The organism is Enterococcus sp. DIV0691, from assembly GCF_051711145.1.
GTDB classification, from domain to species: Bacteria; Bacillota; Bacilli; order Lactobacillales; family Enterococcaceae; genus Enterococcus_B; species Enterococcus_B hirae.
In genome coordinates, this window is record NZ_JBIOLY010000001.1 from 2,201,637 (window position 1) to 2,218,726 (window position 17,090).

The window sequence follows — 17,090 nt, forward strand, 5'->3', positions numbered from 1 at the left end:
CCCCTTCATTTCCCTCATTTGATCCCTCCAGTAAAGAAAAACAATCAAATGTGTCCTCAATAAATATCCTATTCCATTCCTCACATCTAGTAAGTCCTAATTCAGTCGTTTTAAGAAATTGTTTTAGCATTCAAATTTCCCCTACTAGAAATGTGTCCTCCATTCTTATGAATCCAGTCGTTATACTAGTCACTTCTTATTTTTTTCGACCAACTATTATTCTCTAATAATAAAAACAAAGAACCCTATCAAAAGACTAAATTCTATCATTGACATTAGTACGAATTCGTATTATTATCATAAGTACGAATTAGGATTATAAAGGAGAGGTTCATAAATGGCTGAAAAACACACGAATCAACGAATTGGAAAAATAACTTCTACACTTGATGGTGTTTATTGGAAAATTTCAAAATTATCTGGTGTCAAAGAAAATTTATTTTGGCTCTTATATGTTTTAGACGATGGAGAATTCCATTCACAGAAACAAATCTGCGAGGATTGGTCATTTCCCAAAACAACAATCAATACGCTGATCAAAGAATGTGAATCAGATGGATACATTACTCTTAAAAATATTCCTGGGAAAAAACGTGAATTACAAATCTGTTTAACTGAAAAAGGTCTCCTCTATGCCCAAGAAGTATTAAAACCGGTATATGAGATTGAAAATAAAGCCCTTCAAGAAACTATGAAAATTGCACCAACTTTTATTGATGATTTTGAGAGATTTTCCAATGAACTCTTTTTCTCTTTAGAAGATTACTTAAAAAGGAGAAATGAATCATGAAAAAATTATTTTCCTTCTTAAAGTCATATTATAAAGAAACTATAGTAATGATCTTATGTGTTTTCATACAAGGATTTGGAACATTATATATCCCTACCCTCACTGCAGATATTGTGGATAATGGTATTCTTCAAGGAGATTTAGATTATATCTGGAAAATTGGTACGCTGATGATTTTGGTAGCACTTACTATCATGAGTTTTTCCATCTTTGGTACTTATCTTTCTTCAAAAATTTCTGCCTATCTAGGCCGTGACCTTCGAAATGCGTTATTTCAAAAAGCACAAAATCTATCAATAGATAAATTCAATGATTTCGGGCCAGCTTCAATGATCAGTAGAAATACCAGCGATGTAACAAAAATCCAAGAAGCTTTTTCTTCATCAGTTGAAATGCTCTTACCCGCTCCTTTCATGGCAATTGCTGGATTAGTTCTCACTTTTTCAAAAGATACTGGTTTAGCAATCAGCATCATGGGAATCATGGTGGTCATTCTTTTCTTAGCTTTTTTAATTAGCAAAAAAGCGATTCCTCTTCTAGCAAAACAGCAAACGCTTTTTGACAAGATGAATAAGAATATTAGGGAAAAAATTACTGGTGTCAGAGTCATTCGTGCCTTTAATCGTATGGATTATGAAAAGAGCCGTATGGATAAATCCTTTTTTGACTACAATAAAACAGCAGTTAGTATAAATAAACTATTTGCCATCCTCATGCCGATCATTACGCTTATCATGAATTTTTCTACGTTGTTGATTGTCTATCTAGGAAATATCAGGGTAACCAATGGATCAATGCAATTAGGAGATATCATCGCCGTCATCGGATACTCTTCTATCATTCTTATGTCATTGATCATGGGACTTGCAGGAATCACTAGCCTTCCGAAAGCAAAAATAAGTGCAGATAGGATACTAGCTGTTTTAAATGTTGAGGAAGATGATTCCTCAGAGACTTCTATCAATGAAACTGCTGAAGTAACGGAAGTAATCAAATTTGATAAAGTGTCTTTCGGTTATGCAAATGCTGAAGAACCAGTGTTGGAAGACATTAGTTTTAGTGTAAAGAAAGGTCAAACTACAGCTATCGTTGGAAGTACAGGTTCTGGAAAATCAACAATCGCAAGTTTACTTATGGGGTTTTATCACTCTTATACAGGAACTATTTCCTATAAAGGGAAAAATATCAAAAATTTATCTAGTGCAGCCCTCCGAGAGGAAATTGGCTATGTACCTCAAAAAGCTTTTTTATTCAGTGGCACGATTTTAGATAATCTTAAACATGGTAAGAAAGATGCAACAGATGAGGAAATCACTCATGCTTGTAAAATTGCTCAAGTCAATGATTACATTAACAGCTTAAATGATAGATTTGAAACATCAGTAGCACAAGGAGGAAATAATTTTTCTGGTGGACAAAAACAAAGACTAGCCATTGCACGTGCATTAATTAAAAAGCCTGAGTTATATGTATTTGATGATAGCTTTTCAGCCCTAGATTATAAGACGGATGCGAAACTTCGATCACTCTTGAAAAAGGAAACAAGAGAAGCCGCTATGATCATTGTAGCTCAGAGAATCAATACAATTATTGATGCCGACCAAATCATTGTTTTGGACGAAGGTAAAGTAGCAGGTATTGGCACCCATCAGACTTTATTAGAGACTTGCTTACCTTATAAACAAATCGTTGATTCTCAGTTTAGCAAGGAGGATATCGCATGAGTAACACGACCGTAAATGGAAATCCATCAAAAATAAAGAGTGTGAAAAAAACAACTTCTCGTCTGTACACTGATCTCATGGGACAAAAATGGAAACTACTATTAACTCTTATAGGTGTAGGGATTAGTTCGTTACTGAGTATAATTTATCCTTTGTTATTAGCTCAGGCTATCAATCTTATTGCCCAAGAAGTTCAATTACCTGTACAAACAAGTAACGCATTTACAATAGGCATACACTCAATGAATACGTTGCTGCTATTGCTAGTTGGTATTTTTTCCGCCAGAGCTTTGTTTAGTTATCTGCAACAATATGTCTTGGCAAGTGTTGCAGAAAATGTCACGCTTTCAATGAGAAAACGAATTAGTGAAAAACTGAATAGAGTGCCACTTCGATTTTATGATACACATAAAAAAGGAGATATATCCAGTCGTATCACTAGCGATCTTGAAAAAGTTTCGACAACCTTACAAGATGGAATTTCTCAACTGCTTTCTTCATTTGTAGCAATGATTGGTGCCTTGTTCATCATGTTTATGATTAGTCCTTTGCTGTCTTTGATTGTACTAGGCACTGTGTTCTTGAGTCTGGTAATTGCTTCAATGTTCACGAAAAAAACACAGGTTGCTCATGCTGAGAACCAGAAAGCTTTGGGAAACATGAATGCTCAGATCGAAGAAGCATTCACAGGAAATATAATTATTAAGGCGTTTAATATCCAAGATGAAATGATTCAGAATACTGCGTCTTTAAATGAAGATCTGTGTCAGAAAGAAAAAAAAGCAAAGTTCATTACTTACGTCATCAATCCAATCATCCAATTTATGAACCATTTAGGCTATGTTGTAATCGCAATTGGCGGGGCAATTCTTGTTTTAAATGGAAGTATTTCAATTGGGTATATTCAAGCGTTTTTACAATATATTGAAAAAGTATCTGAATCAGTGTCTACATTTGCCTATATCTCTAATTCACTTCAAGGAGCTATTGCCGCTGCTGAGCGGATCTATCAAATAGAAGATGAAATAGAAGAAATTCCTGAAACGAACAAACGCATTAGCTTACCTAAAGTCAAAGGACAAATGCGTTTTGAAAATGTTCGTTTCGGCTACAAAGAAGACATGATGTTGATGGATAACATCAATATTGATGTTAAAGCGGGAAGTAAAGTGGCCATCGTTGGTCCTACAGGTGCTGGCAAAACAACATTAGTTAACTTAATCATGAGGTTTTATGAATTAAATGGAGGTAAGATTTCTATCGATAATGTCAATATAACGGAAATGACTCGTCAAGAATTGCGTTCGATCATTGGGATGGTTCTCCAAGATACTTGGCTATCCTCGGGTACTATTGCTGAAAATATTGCTTATGGAAAAAGAGATGCTCCAGAAACTGAGATTATCAAAGCCGCTAAAGCTGCACGAATCGATCATTTTATACGTACCCTTCCTGATGGTTATCAAACTATCTTGGATGATGAAACATCAAATATTTCTGTTAGACAAAAGCAATTACTAACTATAGCTAGAGCTATTCTAGCAGATCCAGCAATTCTAATTTTAGATGAAGCAACGTCTAGCGTAGATACACGTACGGAAGCTGAAATTCAAAAAGCAATGGATGCCCTGATGAAAAACCGTACGAGTTTTATCATCGCACATCGCCTTTCAACAATTCAAGATGCTGATCATATTCTGGTCATGGACAAAGGAACGATTATTGAACAAGGGAATCACGAAGAATTGATTCGTCAAAATGGGTTCTATACTGATTTATATAATAGCCAATTTGCAGCCTAATCTAAGTGCTTGTTATCAATGCTCTTTCGACGAATGAAGAAACTAAATTATTGCAAGTAACGTATGGAGGAAGGTATGAAGATTTCAACAAAAAATGCGCTAACAAATGAACAAATCAAAACAGTTATATACAAACAATTTAAACATTCTGAAGTTACGAGTATCAAGCAATTTAAGGAAGGAACGCTGAATACAGTCTACCTAATAAAAGGCACCCAAGAATTACGCAACGGAGTAGTATTAAAGACTGCACCTGACGAAAGTGCTGGTTTACCTTTGTTAGAAAAAGGCGGACTTTACACAGAAGTTTATGTTTATCAGTTGCTCCAAGATCATCATGTCCCTGTACCCAAAATGTATGCATATGATTTTTCAAGAAAAGTGATTCCTTATAATTACATTCTATTAGAGTGTGTTAAAGGAAAAACTTGGTCCAACTATTTTTCTAATTACTTGCTTTTAAATAAATCAAGACCTGAATTGATGAAAAAACTCGGGAAAATCAATGCTAAATTACATGGGATTGAAGGCAAATGGTTTGGCTATATCAAAGAAGAACGTCATTATCGTTACACATCTTGGAGTGAAGCATTCACAGCTATGGTTAGCGATTTGTTAGAGGATGCGCGAAAGCACGGGTACAAAATTCCGTATACTGAAATCTTATCTGCTATAGAACAAAGAAAAGAACTGCTGGATGAAATTCAAACACCTAAGCTTGTTAATTATGATATGTGGACTGGAAATATATATTTGGCACCTAAAAAAGAAAAGTTGACTATCTCAGGTATCATTGATTTTGAACGATTCTTTTTCGGAGATCCATTAGCCACATTCCCTTCATTCATGTTAGATAGATTAGAAAAAGATCCAAATTTCATCTCAGGTTACAGTAAAGTGATAAATGATCATTTTACGTTTAGTCAAGAAGATAAGATTAGGCTTGTACTCTATGACATCTATACTCATTTGGTAGAAATAGCATGCACCTATCGCTATCCGAAAATTGTAGCGGAAATATACCGATACTATCTAAATTCAAAAATTAAAACCTTTTTAAAAAAATTGAGCCAAAATGAATATGTTATCAAATAAAGAGAGTTCCAACTAACAAAAAGGATTAAAATAACTTAAAAAGATAAGTCTAACCAATCTATCTTAATGAAATATTTCTTGAAACCAAAAAATTAGGATGAATATAAAGGGTGAGGAAGCTTATGAATAAAAAAATAAAATTTCGTTTTGAAAACAATCAGTCTAATGATAGTTCATATGAAAATAAACAAATAAAATGGAGTTCATTAAATAAGACCACCAAAACTAACGGACAACTATTTTTCATAAGTGATATTGATAAGTTAGAAATGGACATACAAAAATTTGCCTATGTGATTGATAAAAAAATTGTTGAATCTGAAGAAAATGCTTTGACTTTTCTGAGCAACAATCCTGAACGAATCCCTTGGTATATCAAGAAGTTGAAAGAACAATACGAGAATTGGAAAAGTTCATCAAAATAAGGGCTTGCGAATACTCTAAGCAATGAGAGTTTCTCTCTTGCTTGGAGTATTTTATTTTTCAGAAGAAATACGATATCTAATTACCTGTTATACCTCAATTCTTCTATTGTATTAGATAACATAGGTTCATCAGTTGGCTGTTAACAAGAAAATAGACACCGATGGTTAATCTTAGCCAAGCGACTAAAAATAAAGCAATAAAAAAACTTGCAGCACATCTAAACATTTAATGAACTTTGTTTGAGTGTTTATAGACACAAAAAGAATAGGATACACTTCATATTCGATTACAACAATAGTGTCCAGAAATCCCTCCATTTCTGGATACTTTATTTTTTAGAAAATCAATTCATTTCGTGTTCTGTCATTTTTATGTTTAATTGCCATAGTTTTTTCTAATTATTTGTCATATTCATAGACAACAATAGCCACAAAAGCAACTAATTTTGAAGATAGATTGAGATATTTAAAAATCAATCATGGAAAATTAGTTTCTTTTGTCACTTAGCGCTGAATATTTATGTCATTTATCTAGAAAAATGACACATAAGTATTCAAAACTATTTAGATATACTCAAATTATTGATCTGAAGACAATAACATATTTAGCAAATAAAAAGCAGATCCTACTAGTGAGAGATCTGCTTTCCCTGATTTGTGTATTATTTTTTTGGAAGAAACGATATTTTTGAAGAATAATTTATCTTCTACTTTTATGTTAGCATATAACATATTATAAACAATCAATACTATAAACTATTACCACTTTAGTTTCTCAGATCTAGGAAATTTTTAATTTCAATTATTATTTTAAGATTGAACTCCAATTTCATCTGATTTTATAAAACTTTGGAATGCCGGAATTTTCTTAAAAGCTCTTGGATAACCTGGACTAGCATTTATACTGGATATTTTCATTAATATATATGGTTTAATATACTTGATAAATTACCCCATCTTTTATACTTAATAAATACTGACGTTGTATATATGAACAATTCTGTCAATAAGAATTTTGCTGCTTCTGGAGCCAACATATCTTGTGTTTCCATTTGTATAATTTTATTGTAAAAGTCTTCAAAAAATTCACTAATAAATTCCGAGTCAACACTATCTTCCTGTACAAAAACATTCAATATTTTTACGAATGATTGACGAAATGGAAGTGACTCATCTACCATTCGTAAAGCAGCAGCATAACAAGATTCACCAGAATTTTCTTTTACTTCAAGCTTATCTAGTTCTTCAATAAAATTATCAAAATAATCTTTAAGTGCAAAAACAACTCTTTTTGTACCTTTACTGAGTGTATACTCTACATCATCAGCTTTACTTTTAACCTTAAAAGTGTTGATTCTATCTTCAACAATATAAGAAGGTGCCTTACCTGATTTTGTTTTTGTACGTAAAGGTTTTTCATATATATCTCTAACAAGCTGTTCGAGTCCTTGCTGATATACTTGATCACTAGATCAATCAATATATATACGTGACTTAACATAAGTAGGTAAAAAGGCTTTCCCAGTATTTTTATCTTTCTCAAAAATAATCGATATAAATTTATTTCCCCTAAATCTTCATATAAAGAGGGTGTAATAATTTGAGTTTCCGCACCTACACCCCCTTGTCTTTTATTTGCTTTTTCAGCATAAACTCTGTCTGTTATAATTAGCACTTTGTCCAAAGAAGAATCAGTAACTATTTGTTCCATATATTCATATTTATCTTGTCAGGCTTTAAATCTCATTCATCTAATATTACGTCTATACCTAGATTCGCTAACTCTTCAGCTAATCGTATTACCCTTTCCTTGTGTTCTTCATTTGACCAACTATACGAAATAAACACCTTTTTTGTTTTAATATTTTCCAATAGTATTTTCCCTATGAATATGTAATTAATACTATATATGTAGCACAACTTACTCTTTCTATACCTAATATAGATTATATATAAAGGATAAAAATAAAAAACTTCTGCTCTCATAAAAAAACAGAAGCTTTTAAACTTTTATAAAAACAAATACTTCCTAATTTCCTATAAAAGAAACAACAAAAAGAGAGACAGCAAAAATAAGACTATAAACACCTAATTTTCTTTCATTCTCATACGCTTTTTCATCTAAGTCTAAAGGGAATGAACAAACGTTCAATGGATTATCTGGATGTTCTTCTAAATAATCATTCCAAAAACTATTCCGTTCTTTCAAACTAGGTTGTGTCAATATAAAAATAGAAATCAAACAGAAAGTAAGAGACAATAACACAAACGATAGAATTACATCTTTTGTAAATAATGCAATTATAAACATCGCTATCATCCCTATAAATGAACCGATTAGAGCAGTCATTTGAAGGTTATGTTTAAAACCACTATTAAGGTATAGCTGTTGGTAGTTAAATATTTTTATTTGACGATATTTGAGATCTTTCTTTGTGAGTTTTGGAAAACTCTTCTTTATATATTGTTTTTTCCTAAAGTTCAATCTGTGCTGTACTATAGTAAATTTCATTATCATAATAAAACTAACAATCATAGTAATTAACATAGCCAGAGAAAAAATAGAAAAAATTAATTTAATGAATGCCATTTGTTCACCTCAATATTCTTATAAAAAATAATTATAACAAATATTAACTATGTAAACGTTAATCTATAATAATTTTTTCTTTTTTGTTTATTAAGTCCAATTAATAACGACATCTTTTACAGCTATTAAAGAAAATCTTTACAGTAATAACATCAAGTTACTATTGTAAAGACTTTCATCTTATTTCTTAAATACTCATCACTTCTAAGATGTACCCAAATGCTGTAGCTAGTACACTAACTATTGTAGCTAGAGTGACCCCTGATAATATAGCAAGACCAAATACCGCCCCTATTACTAACATAGCAAGATAATTTTCCTTAATAAACTCCTATAATTTTCCAAAAACAATCTTGGTCAAATTCTTGGTAAAAACAAAACACAAAAAAGCTGAACCCTTATCCATCAAGGGTTCAGCCGTCATTTTAAGACTATTCTTCTTCTTCAGCCATGAACGTGTTGAATACTTCTTCAATCATGTCCCATTCTGCATCAGTTTCGATTTGTTCTAGTTCGCCTTCTGTGCCATCTTCATTTTCGACATAAGCATAGGCTTGCAACTCAACATCTTCATCTTCTGGTACACCAGCTGGATAAAGCAATACGTAGTTACGGCCAAATTCTTCTTGTCCATCAACTGTTAATAAGATTTCATATAATGTTTCGTTTCCTTGATCATCTACTAAGGTGATATGCTCGTGCCCTTCGTGATCGTGGTCATGTGTGTGGTTATGTTCTGTCATAAGTCTCCCTCTTTTCATTGAAATTAAAATAATTTTTTTCCTGAACCGTCTAAATAATTTTGTAAAATCATGACAGCAGCTAATTTATCAATCACTTTTTTTCTTTTAGCTCTTGATGTATTGGCTTGCTCAACTAACATTCGTTCAGCTTGAACTGTGGTTAGTCGTTCATCTTGATATTCAACTGGTAACGAGAACAATTCTTTAATTTTTTCTCCATAAGCCATTGAGCTTTCTGCTCTTGGTCCAATTGTATTATTCATATTTTTAGGTAAGCCTACGACAAATCGGTCTACTTCATATTGATCGACTAGTTCTTTCAAACGATCAAAGCCAAACTCTTCCGCCTCTTCATCAATACGAATGATCTCTACTCCTTGAGCGGTCCAACCAAATGGATCGCTAACAGCAATACCAACTGTTTTTGAGCCCACATCTAAGCCCATTACTCTCATATACTTACCCCATGGTTTGTTAGATAATCTTTAACAATTACTTCCATGATTTCATCGCGTTCGTGACGACGTATCAAGTTTCTTGCATCACGATAACGAGGAATGTAGGCCGGGTCTCCAGAAAGCAAGTAGCCAACAATCTGATTAATTGGATTGTAGCCTTTTTCTTCTAAAGCCCGATAAACGATCGCTAATGTCTCACTTACTTCTTTTTTACGACTATCGTCAAAACCAAAACGTACGGTTTCATCTGTAAAACCCATGATTCTACACCTCTTTCCCGCAAGGTATTCATTTACCTTCTACACTTTTATTTTACTCGAATTACCTTAAAACTACAAATAAATCTTAAAAAACTTCCGGTTAAATTAATAAACAGACTTCTCATTACTTTAACATATTTGTGATCAAATGTTCAGTTACTTGATCGTATCTTAACCAAAGTATACGCTATATTTAAATAAATATAAGCTTTTTCGATAATTCTTCAAAAAGTTCATACTTTTTTCGTATACTATCAAATGTCATTAGCTATTTTTTTCTCGCCTGTCCGGTATCATAGTTGATTTCATAACCCTCTTGAACGTTATAAATAAACACATTAAATTTTATTTTTTTATCTTCAATACTTTCTGCTTCTAATTGCACTCCTCTGGCAACTAATTCATTCCCCTTAAAATGTGGAGTGACACGATAACGAACATGATGATTGGTTTCTTTGATATAAGCGGCAATATCATTTTCATGGACTAGCATATACGGCGCATTTAATGAACGAGTACCTGTCATCAAATTTTTGATGTTGTTGTTTTGTCCAGTCAATTGATAACCAATCAAATGGCTACGATTATAAAGCCATTGGCCATCGCTTAATTTTTTTTGTTTCCAACCAGTTGGATCAATATACAACGGCTCGCGTTTTTCTTTGGGAAAAAGGTCTTTTCCCAATAACGCATTGGCCGCACCTACACGGTTCAATCGATCAATATTTGAATAGCTTTGCCATGTTCCTTTAGCTAAGCTCAAATCTTCTTCAGTGAAATCCGGACGATTCTGATTGATCTCAATTTCTTGATGCTTCCCATCATATTCTGGTACGTCTGCTACTTTTGACGCTTGTGGGGTTGAGTCAAATAACCCAGTAATTTGTTGGACAATATCTGAATTTTTTTGTGTTGATAGTCCTAGTGCCCCTGCTAAAACAGCAACAACCACACCCATAATGGCTTTTGTTGATTTTTTCTGCATTTCTTTACTCCTTTTCTAAACAACTATTCTAAACTTTAACATACGTTCCCCTTTTTTAAAATATTTAAACTTATTTTATTCCATTTATTTCTACCATTAATTCCCTATACTAAGTAAAAATGGATCTCTTCTTAAAAAGAATACGTCATAAAAAATCATTGATCTTAAAACCGTGTGCTTTTACTTAATCAAACAAACAATCGCTTGTGACTTAAAAACAAAAAAACAGTATTGACCAAACAACATGTGATCAATACTGTTTTTCTTAATTTTTATCATTAGTTTAAGCGGGTGACGGGAATCGAACCCGCGACATCAGCTTGGGAAGCTGGGATTTTACCACTAAACTACACCCGCATCTTACAAAAATCAGTATACGCCTCTTTCTTTTCATACTCAAGTATTTATTTATTTCTCTTTTATTTAGTCATTTGTAGTAAAATAAAAGCAACAAATGAACTATTGGAGAAAATATTATGACAGAAAAAGAGTTGGATTTATTACTTGATACTTGTTTATTAGCTGGCAAAATCATGATGGAAAGCAATGCTGAGATGTACCGAGTAGAAGACACAATGAGCCGAATCGCTCTTGCTTCTGGCAATTATCGCCTGGTCAGCTATGTTACTCAAACGGGTTTGTTTATTGGTCTTGACCGTACGTCAACCATTAGAATGGAACAAATCACCAATCGCTCCATTAATCTGGAAAAAGTTGTCAATGTCAATAATCTTTCTAGAAAATATGTTGCTGGTGAGTTAACTTTGAATGATCTCTACATTGCCTTACAAGCCATTGAAAAAGATCGGTCATTTTTCCCAGTATGGCTTCAAATTTTAAGTGCTGCGGTGATTAGCGGAACGATCATGGTATTATTTGGTGGAGAAATGAGTGATCTACCAATCACTTTGATGATCGGCGGTATCGGCTATGCGATTTATTTATATAGTTTAAAATTTTTTCGGATCAAATTTTTGTCAGAGTTCTTATCTTCCTTGTTAATTGGTCTTACAGCTATTCTCAGCGTTCGTGTCGGATTAGGTGCCAATCAGGATTTGATCATCATCGGTTGTGTCATGCCCCTTGTTCCTGGAGTACAGATTACAAATGCTATTCGGGATTTACTAGCTGGACACTATGTTTCTGGAGTTTCTCGTGGTACAGAAGCCATGATGACTGCCACAATGATCGGATTTGCGATTGCCTTTATCTTCCAACTTTTTTATTGAGAAAGGAACATGATGATGTGGAATCTATTTATTCAATTTTCTTTTAGCTTTTTAGCCACAGCGGCTTTTGCAATCATCACCAACGTTCCTAGACGTGCCTTGATTTGTTGCGGGCTCTCTGGTGCCTTTGGCTGGATGATCTATTGGGTATGTGTGGACTTAGGTGGTACGCCGGCTTTTGGTTCGTTACTGGGTTCTTTAGGTGTTGCATTTATCAGTGATCTTTTTTCTAAACGATTAAAAATGCCTGTAACCATCTTTAATATCCCTGGCATGGTACCACTAGTTCCTGGAGGTCTGGCTTATCAAGCAGTGAGAAATCTAGTAACTGGCTCGTATCAAGCAGCTGCAAGTTATACAGTTCAAGCGATCATGATTGCTGGTGCTATTGCTTTAGGACTCGTTTTATCAGAGGTCTTCAACCACAATATCCGAAACTTCAAATTAAAACGAGAAGCCATTTTTTTGAAACGAAAAAAAAGAACAACTAAAAACATTCATAAATGAAAAAGTAACGGCAAAAATAATCATGCTATGAATAAAAAACCAAAGTATCTACAAAATAGGCAAGCTACAAGCTATTTTCAAGTACTTTGGTTTTTTATTGTCACATCAGTTATTTTTGTCACTAATAATTTTAGTCTTTGCTTTAAAATGACCGATACACATATTGATTTTTGGGCGCCTCGATTTTGGTTAGAGTATTGACCTCTACAACTGGAATGTCCCGTTTGAAGGGTTCATAGTAGTCAGATTGGATGGTGCCTTCTACTTTATACCACTCATCGTTTTTGACATTCGTTCCTTCCGGCATATGTGTCAATAGACCGAATACACCAGAGTCAGCAACGCAATGGATGATTCCAAAACGGAATAAGAAATTATCTTCTTTTTCCCCATCTGGCGTTTTATACACAAAGCCTTCATAAGAGATTTTTTTCCCAATAAATTCACTTGGGTAATTATAAATCAATTCCATGACTTCCAAGTAATTCTCATCAGTGATCTTAATAAGCTGTTTGTCATCATATTTTTCTTTTAATTTTTTCATCTGATCCAAATAGTCAGACTTGTTAAAATAAATGCTCGTATCAGGCTTTAAATATTGTGTCTGCATTTCAGGGTCTCCAACCGACTCCTTACTTATTGGAAAATTGAATCCTTTTGCTTCCACAATCGTCGTATCTAAACTGACTGTTGGAAATAAAGTACCGACAATAACAGGTAAAGCCAACAGAACATAAGCGATCACTCGTTGTGAGGGTTTAGTTAACCCGTGATCGTGATCATGATCGTGGTGATGGTGTACTTCTTCATCTACCTGTTTTTTCCCTTTTACTGAATCACTCTTGACCCAAATATACAATTGGACCAATGCAAGTAAAGCAGATAAAATCATCGATAAAATAGCCAAATAACGATAATGAACATTGATGTACTGATCTAATTTCCCAGATACTTGTAAATACATCATTAGCTCAAAATAACCAGATAATATCAAAAATCGTATCATACTGCTCCTCCTAGATAAATAATGTAAAACCAATCACACTAACGGCTATCAAACCAATGAGCATCAAAATAAAGCGACCATTAAAATAGCGTTTCATCATCAAAAGGTTTTTGATATCCACCATTGGTCCAAATACTAAGAATGCCACCACAGGAGCTGTACCAAAAAGGCTGAGTAAGGATGACCCGATGAACGCATCTGCTTCCGAGCATAGGGACATCGTAAAAGCTAGAAGAAGCATGATAATAATTGCTAGTAGTTTGGTTGAGCCCAGTGTCAACATGACACGAGTTGGCAAGTAAGTTTGCATACTAGCGGCAATCAGACCACCGACAATCAGATACCGACCCGTATCAAAAAATTCATCGATCGAATGTGTGAGGACATGACCTGTTTGCTGACTAAGTTGCTTGATTCTCCCAATTTTGACCTCCTCGTGTTCATTGGTACCATGGGTGTGGTCATGATGGGGGTGATGATGGTTATGATCGATTGTTTGTTGGATCTTCGTTTTCAATACACTTTCTTTTTGAAAATAAGCGAGCCAGATACCAATGATCAACGCTACCACAAAGCTTCCAACCATTCGCCAACCGGCCATTTCCCAAGAGTTCCCAAATGCAATAAAAGTAGAAAAAATGACGATTGGATTGATAATAGGTGCTGTTAACATAAATGCAAAAGCGGTATGCACAGGAACTCCTTTTTTGACAAACTGATGAACGATCGGTACGATCCCACATTCACAGGATGGAAAGAAAAATCCTAAAACAGAACCAGTCAAAATGGATAAAAAGCGATTATCTGGTAGCCAGCGTTTGACTCGCTCAGGTGTTAAAAAGACTTGTAGTGCCCCAGAGATGAGACAGCCTAATAGAACAAATGGTAAAGCTTCAATAACGATTGATAGAAAAATCGTACTCATCTGCAATACCGAATTTGGTATAAAAGAAAACATTTTTTCGCTCCTTACTATAAACATCATTTGCCAGAATAATATACGCTTTTCGCTAAAAAAAAACAAGGTTACTTCTATTTCTTACCTAACTCTTATCTTTTATTTGATAAAAATAAGACAAGTTAGTTGACTTTTTTTCTTATTGTGATTAAATTGGTTCACGAAATTAGGTTGAGACAAAAGTGTTTAGCATCAAGAAATAAGAAGGAATTTCCGAAAATTGACAAGAAACACAAAAACTCGTTTTTGATGTTGATTGTTACCTACTTGGTGCTTCTCAAATTTTTGGTAAATTTCGGCTTATTTCCGAAGATGCTACTTTTGTCTCACCGTGAACAAGAGGCTGTGAAAGAAACGTTCAGCTCCGAGCGAATAAGCGATGATTTTTTAAAATAGCTCCTCATATTTTAGAAAATCATCGCTTATTGTTGAGGAGTTGCTTCTTGAACGCCGTTTATTCGTTTTTATACTAGAAGAGACTGAGACAAGTTTTGTCCCAGTCTCGCTGTTTTGATTAGGAAGGACGTTTTTTATATGAAAAAAACCACGAATCTATCAGAAGTACATCAGTCATTAGCACAAGATGAAACGGTAGTTCTTTACTTATCTATGCCAAATTGCAGCGTATGTCATGCTGTTCTTCCTCGTTTGAAGAAATTATTGGATCAGTATGATTTTCCTAGTTTTCATTTAGATGCTGTGGAAACACCTGAAGTAGCTAGCGCCTTTCAAATATTGACTGCTCCTGTTATTTTGATCTACCATAAAAATAAAGAAGTCGAACGACAAGCACGCTTTATCAATTTTGCGAAACTAGAAACGCTGCTGGATCAGTTAAATAACTCTGATGAAACGATCAGCTATGAAGAATTGTTTCAGTAATCGTTGTCTTAACCTATACTATAGCTATATGAAGACAATTAATGCGCGCTAACCTTTAGATAGGATAAAATACTTCTTAGGTTTACTTAGGTTTGCTTAAGTTACCTTCATCTTACTATGGGCGAAATTTTGGAAATTCGTTCTAGTATTTTTTTCACTATGGTTTATTTAGCCATGTAGTTGACATTACGTAAAAAACACCATAGAGGTTGAACTTCATTCAATCTCCATGGTGTTTTATTATTTGAAATCTGCGGGTAACATTGCACCGCACTAATTTCATAGTACTTCTCGCACTCGCTCTAGATTTTGAGATTTCGTGTATATTGATCTGGGTTTCTCACTTGCAAACTCTCAACAACTAGCTGATTACGTCGATTCAAGTGTCCTGTAACAGCAATGTTATATTTTCTTTCTTCCATCATCATCAACTTATCCGCAATCTCGACATTTGCAACAATACAATTAAGTGGCTGATGAATGGTTTCCAATGTAAACCGAACAAGCAATGGTTGCGTCTTTATCACTCTGATCTTATCAAGTAAACCTACATATGTTTTCACATTGATCACCTCGATAATCGTTAGAAAAAGTCTCAAATCAGTTCAATTTTTGATTGATAGCAAATGGTCACTATCAAGAAAGAAACGTTCTTTCCTATGCAATTCGGACATAACTTTCCTTCAAAAAATATCTTTTTCGATAAAACTAGTCCAAGTCGTGAAATTGTCGATATACTTCTTGCTTTTTGAGTCCGTTTTTTACAGCAACAGCTTTAATAGCTGCATTTGTTTTTTCCCCAAGAGCAATCAACTGTTCGACTTGTTCTTTCAATGATCCTTCAATTTGTGTTTGTGGCTCTTCACTTCCAGTATTTCCTTCAACCAATAAACAGCATTCTCCCTTTACAGGGTGTTCTTCAATGTAGTCTAATAACTCTTCAATACTTCCACGTAAATATTCTTCATGGATTTTTGTTAATTCTCGACACAAAACAACTTGACGGTTACCAAAAACAGTCAACATATTCGTTAACGTTGCACTGATCCGATAAGGAGATTCGTAAAAAATCAATGTAGCTGTGTATTCTTTCAATGTTTCTAACGTTGTTTGTTGTTCTTTTTTCTTTCTTCCTAAAAAACCATAAAATAAAAATGGCTGAGGTAACAAGCCTGAAGCAATCAACGCAGTCATCCCAGCAGTTGGTCCTGGAATAGCGATTACCGGAATCCCCGCTTGGATGCAAGCAAGTACCAGCTCATGTCCTGGATCGCTAATAGAAGGCATCCCAGCGTCACTTACCTGTGCAATCGAGCGCCCAACCGTCAACTCAGCGATCAATTGCGGAATTCGTTCCTTATAGTTATGTTCATGTAAACTTTTTTGCGGTGTCTGAATCTCAAAATGATTCAGTAATTTTTTGGTATTTCGTGTATCCTCACTGGCAATCAAGTCTACTTCTTGTAATATCCGTACACTACGATAAGTCATATCTTCTAAATTGCCAATCGGAGTCGGTACTAAATAAAGCGAGCCAGTTTCATGATGTCCTTTAAAACTTTTTTGATTAAGCATGATTTATTCTCCTGTGTAAGAGGTCGTGAAAAGCATGGGCTGCTTCAAGAATTAAGAACGA

19 protein-coding genes and 1 tRNA gene are annotated in these 17,090 nt (G+C 34.2%); 8 read left to right on the top strand and 12 right to left on the bottom strand.

Annotation, left to right across the window (positions count from 1 at the left end; genetic code table 11):
• Positions 1-337: 337 nt before the first annotated feature.
• The 5 genes from IGJ11_RS10130 to IGJ11_RS10150 all read left to right on the top strand — a co-directional run bounded on the left by IGJ11_RS10130 (position 338) and on the right by IGJ11_RS10150 (position 5,836).
• Entirely contained in the window at positions 338-790 is a 453-nt protein-coding gene (locus IGJ11_RS10130; protein ID WP_010718669.1) for a MarR family winged helix-turn-helix transcriptional regulator, read from the top strand.
• Positions 787-2,514, top strand: a complete 1,728-nt coding sequence (locus IGJ11_RS10135; RefSeq protein ID WP_178305763.1) for an ABC transporter ATP-binding protein — start codon at positions 787-789, stop codon at positions 2,512-2,514. The genes IGJ11_RS10130 and IGJ11_RS10135 overlap by 4 nt, the downstream gene beginning before the upstream one ends.
• Positions 2,511-4,316 carry an ABC transporter ATP-binding protein gene (locus IGJ11_RS10140; RefSeq protein WP_438772542.1) on the top strand — a complete coding sequence of 602 codons (1,806 nt, stop codon included), beginning with the start codon at positions 2,511-2,513 and terminating at the stop codon, positions 4,314-4,316. The genes IGJ11_RS10135 and IGJ11_RS10140 overlap by 4 nt, the downstream gene beginning before the upstream one ends.
• Positions 4,317-4,391: 75 nt before the next feature.
• Positions 4,392-5,411 carry a phosphotransferase family protein gene (locus tag IGJ11_RS10145; protein ID WP_207431720.1) on the top strand — a complete coding sequence of 340 codons (1,020 nt, stop codon included), beginning with the start codon at positions 4,392-4,394 and terminating at the stop codon, positions 5,409-5,411.
• A 122-nt stretch (positions 5,412-5,533) separates the two neighbouring features.
• Entirely contained in the window at positions 5,534-5,836 is a 303-nt protein-coding gene (locus IGJ11_RS10150) for a hypothetical protein (RefSeq protein WP_207431721.1), read from the top strand.
• Between the two features lie 917 nt (positions 5,837-6,753).
• Here the strand turns inward: IGJ11_RS10150 and IGJ11_RS10155 are convergent.
• The 8 genes from IGJ11_RS10155 to IGJ11_RS10190 all read right to left on the bottom strand — a co-directional run bounded on the left by IGJ11_RS10155 (position 6,754) and on the right by IGJ11_RS10190 (position 11,229).
• Positions 6,754-7,017 (bottom strand): hypothetical protein, encoded by a 264-nt coding sequence (locus IGJ11_RS10155; RefSeq protein WP_438772543.1) that lies wholly within the window; start codon positions 7,015-7,017, stop codon positions 6,754-6,756.
• Positions 7,018-7,579: 562 nt separating this feature from the next.
• A complete protein-coding gene (locus tag IGJ11_RS10160) occupies positions 7,580-7,822 on the bottom strand; it encodes an SEFIR domain-containing protein (protein ID WP_350028796.1) in 243 nt (80 codons plus the stop codon).
• A gap of 43 nt (positions 7,823-7,865) precedes the next feature.
• Positions 7,866-8,426: a hypothetical protein gene (locus IGJ11_RS10165; RefSeq protein WP_207431723.1), complete on the bottom strand. Its 561-nt coding sequence runs from the start codon at positions 8,424-8,426 to the stop codon at positions 7,866-7,868.
• Positions 8,427-8,857: 431 nt separating this feature from the next.
• Positions 8,858-9,169, bottom strand: a complete 312-nt coding sequence (locus IGJ11_RS10170) for a DUF1292 domain-containing protein (RefSeq protein ID WP_010718676.1) — start codon at positions 9,167-9,169, stop codon at positions 8,858-8,860.
• Positions 9,170-9,192: 23 nt separating this feature from the next.
• Positions 9,193-9,624, bottom strand: a complete 432-nt coding sequence (gene ruvX / locus IGJ11_RS10175; RefSeq protein ID WP_010718677.1) for a Holliday junction resolvase RuvX — start codon at positions 9,622-9,624, stop codon at positions 9,193-9,195.
• On the bottom strand, positions 9,621-9,887 hold the full coding sequence (locus IGJ11_RS10180) for an IreB family regulatory phosphoprotein (RefSeq protein ID WP_010718678.1): 267 nt from the start codon (positions 9,885-9,887) through the stop codon (positions 9,621-9,623). Before IGJ11_RS10180 ends, ruvX begins: the two co-directional genes overlap by 4 nt.
• A 268-nt stretch (positions 9,888-10,155) precedes the next feature.
• Entirely contained in the window at positions 10,156-10,872 is a 717-nt protein-coding gene (locus IGJ11_RS10185; RefSeq protein ID WP_010718679.1) for a DNA/RNA non-specific endonuclease, read from the bottom strand.
• A 286-nt stretch (positions 10,873-11,158) separates the two neighbouring features.
• A tRNA-Gly gene (locus tag IGJ11_RS10190) sits at positions 11,159-11,229 on the bottom strand.
• A 119-nt stretch (positions 11,230-11,348) separates the two neighbouring features.
• On the opposite strand from IGJ11_RS10190, the gene IGJ11_RS10195 reads away from it, so the two are divergent.
• Positions 11,349-12,101, top strand: coding sequence for a threonine/serine exporter family protein (locus IGJ11_RS10195; protein WP_010718680.1), 753 nt, complete (start codon positions 11,349-11,351; stop codon positions 12,099-12,101).
• 15 nt (positions 12,102-12,116) lie between these two features.
• On the top strand, positions 12,117-12,608 hold the full coding sequence (locus IGJ11_RS10200) for a threonine/serine exporter family protein (RefSeq protein WP_034699026.1): 492 nt from the start codon (positions 12,117-12,119) through the stop codon (positions 12,606-12,608).
• A 142-nt stretch (positions 12,609-12,750) separates the two neighbouring features.
• On the opposite strand, the gene IGJ11_RS10205 is transcribed toward IGJ11_RS10200, so the two are convergent.
• Together IGJ11_RS10205 and IGJ11_RS10210 are read right to left on the bottom strand one after the other, a co-directional pair.
• On the bottom strand, positions 12,751-13,614 hold the full coding sequence (locus IGJ11_RS10205) for a TIGR03943 family putative permease subunit (protein ID WP_010718682.1): 864 nt from the start codon (positions 13,612-13,614) through the stop codon (positions 12,751-12,753).
• Between the two features lie 10 nt (positions 13,615-13,624).
• Positions 13,625-14,572, bottom strand: a complete 948-nt coding sequence (locus IGJ11_RS10210; protein WP_207431724.1) for a permease — start codon at positions 14,570-14,572, stop codon at positions 13,625-13,627.
• Positions 14,573-15,106: 534 nt separating this feature from the next.
• Between IGJ11_RS10210 and IGJ11_RS10215 the strand changes: the two genes are divergently transcribed.
• Positions 15,107-15,454, top strand: coding sequence for a thioredoxin family protein (locus IGJ11_RS10215; RefSeq protein ID WP_002328072.1), 348 nt, complete (start codon positions 15,107-15,109; stop codon positions 15,452-15,454).
• Between the two features lie 302 nt (positions 15,455-15,756).
• Here IGJ11_RS10215 and IGJ11_RS10220 read toward each other — a convergent pair whose 3' ends face one another.
• Complete coding sequence (locus IGJ11_RS10220) at positions 15,757-16,017, bottom strand: hypothetical protein (protein ID WP_002328071.1); 261 nt, start codon at positions 16,015-16,017, stop codon at positions 15,757-15,759.
• Between the two features lie 145 nt (positions 16,018-16,162).
• Complete coding sequence (gene rsmI, locus IGJ11_RS10225; RefSeq protein ID WP_207431725.1) at positions 16,163-17,029, bottom strand: 16S rRNA (cytidine(1402)-2'-O)-methyltransferase; 867 nt, start codon at positions 17,027-17,029, stop codon at positions 16,163-16,165.
• Between the last annotated feature and the right edge of the window lie 61 nt (positions 17,030-17,090).

Coding starts and splice junctions, on each gene's coding strand:
- IGJ11_RS10130 (WP_010718669.1), top strand. CDS start 338: ATGGCTGAAAAACACACGAATCAACGAATTGGAAAAATAACTTCTACA.
- IGJ11_RS10135 (WP_178305763.1), top strand. CDS start 787: ATGAAAAAATTATTTTCCTTCTTAAAGTCATATTATAAAGAAACTATA.
- IGJ11_RS10140 (WP_438772542.1), top strand. CDS start 2,511: ATGAGTAACACGACCGTAAATGGAAATCCATCAAAAATAAAGAGTGTG.
- IGJ11_RS10145 (WP_207431720.1), top strand. CDS start 4,392: ATGAAGATTTCAACAAAAAATGCGCTAACAAATGAACAAATCAAAACA.
- IGJ11_RS10150 (WP_207431721.1), top strand. CDS start 5,534: ATGAATAAAAAAATAAAATTTCGTTTTGAAAACAATCAGTCTAATGAT.
- IGJ11_RS10155 (WP_438772543.1), bottom strand. CDS start 7,017: ATGGTAGATGAGTCACTTCCATTTCGTCAATCATTCGTAAAAATATTG.
- IGJ11_RS10160 (WP_350028796.1), bottom strand. CDS start 7,822: ATGAGAGCAGAAGTTTTTTATTTTTATCCTTTATATATAATCTATATT.
- IGJ11_RS10165 (WP_207431723.1), bottom strand. CDS start 8,426: ATGGCATTCATTAAATTAATTTTTTCTATTTTTTCTCTGGCTATGTTA.
- IGJ11_RS10170 (WP_010718676.1), bottom strand. CDS start 9,169: ATGACAGAACATAACCACACACATGACCACGATCACGAAGGGCACGAG.
- ruvX (WP_010718677.1), bottom strand. CDS start 9,624: ATGAGAGTAATGGGCTTAGATGTGGGCTCAAAAACAGTTGGTATTGCT.
- IGJ11_RS10180 (WP_010718678.1), bottom strand. CDS start 9,887: ATGGGTTTTACAGATGAAACCGTACGTTTTGGTTTTGACGATAGTCGT.
- IGJ11_RS10185 (WP_010718679.1), bottom strand. CDS start 10,872: ATGCAGAAAAAATCAACAAAAGCCATTATGGGTGTGGTTGTTGCTGTT.
- IGJ11_RS10195 (WP_010718680.1), top strand. CDS start 11,349: ATGACAGAAAAAGAGTTGGATTTATTACTTGATACTTGTTTATTAGCT.
- IGJ11_RS10200 (WP_034699026.1), top strand. CDS start 12,117: ATGTGGAATCTATTTATTCAATTTTCTTTTAGCTTTTTAGCCACAGCG.
- IGJ11_RS10205 (WP_010718682.1), bottom strand. CDS start 13,614: ATGATACGATTTTTGATATTATCTGGTTATTTTGAGCTAATGATGTAT.
- IGJ11_RS10210 (WP_207431724.1), bottom strand. CDS start 14,572: ATGTTTTCTTTTATACCAAATTCGGTATTGCAGATGAGTACGATTTTT.
- IGJ11_RS10215 (WP_002328072.1), top strand. CDS start 15,107: ATGAAAAAAACCACGAATCTATCAGAAGTACATCAGTCATTAGCACAA.
- rsmI (WP_207431725.1), bottom strand. CDS start 17,029: ATGCTTAATCAAAAAAGTTTTAAAGGACATCATGAAACTGGCTCGCTT.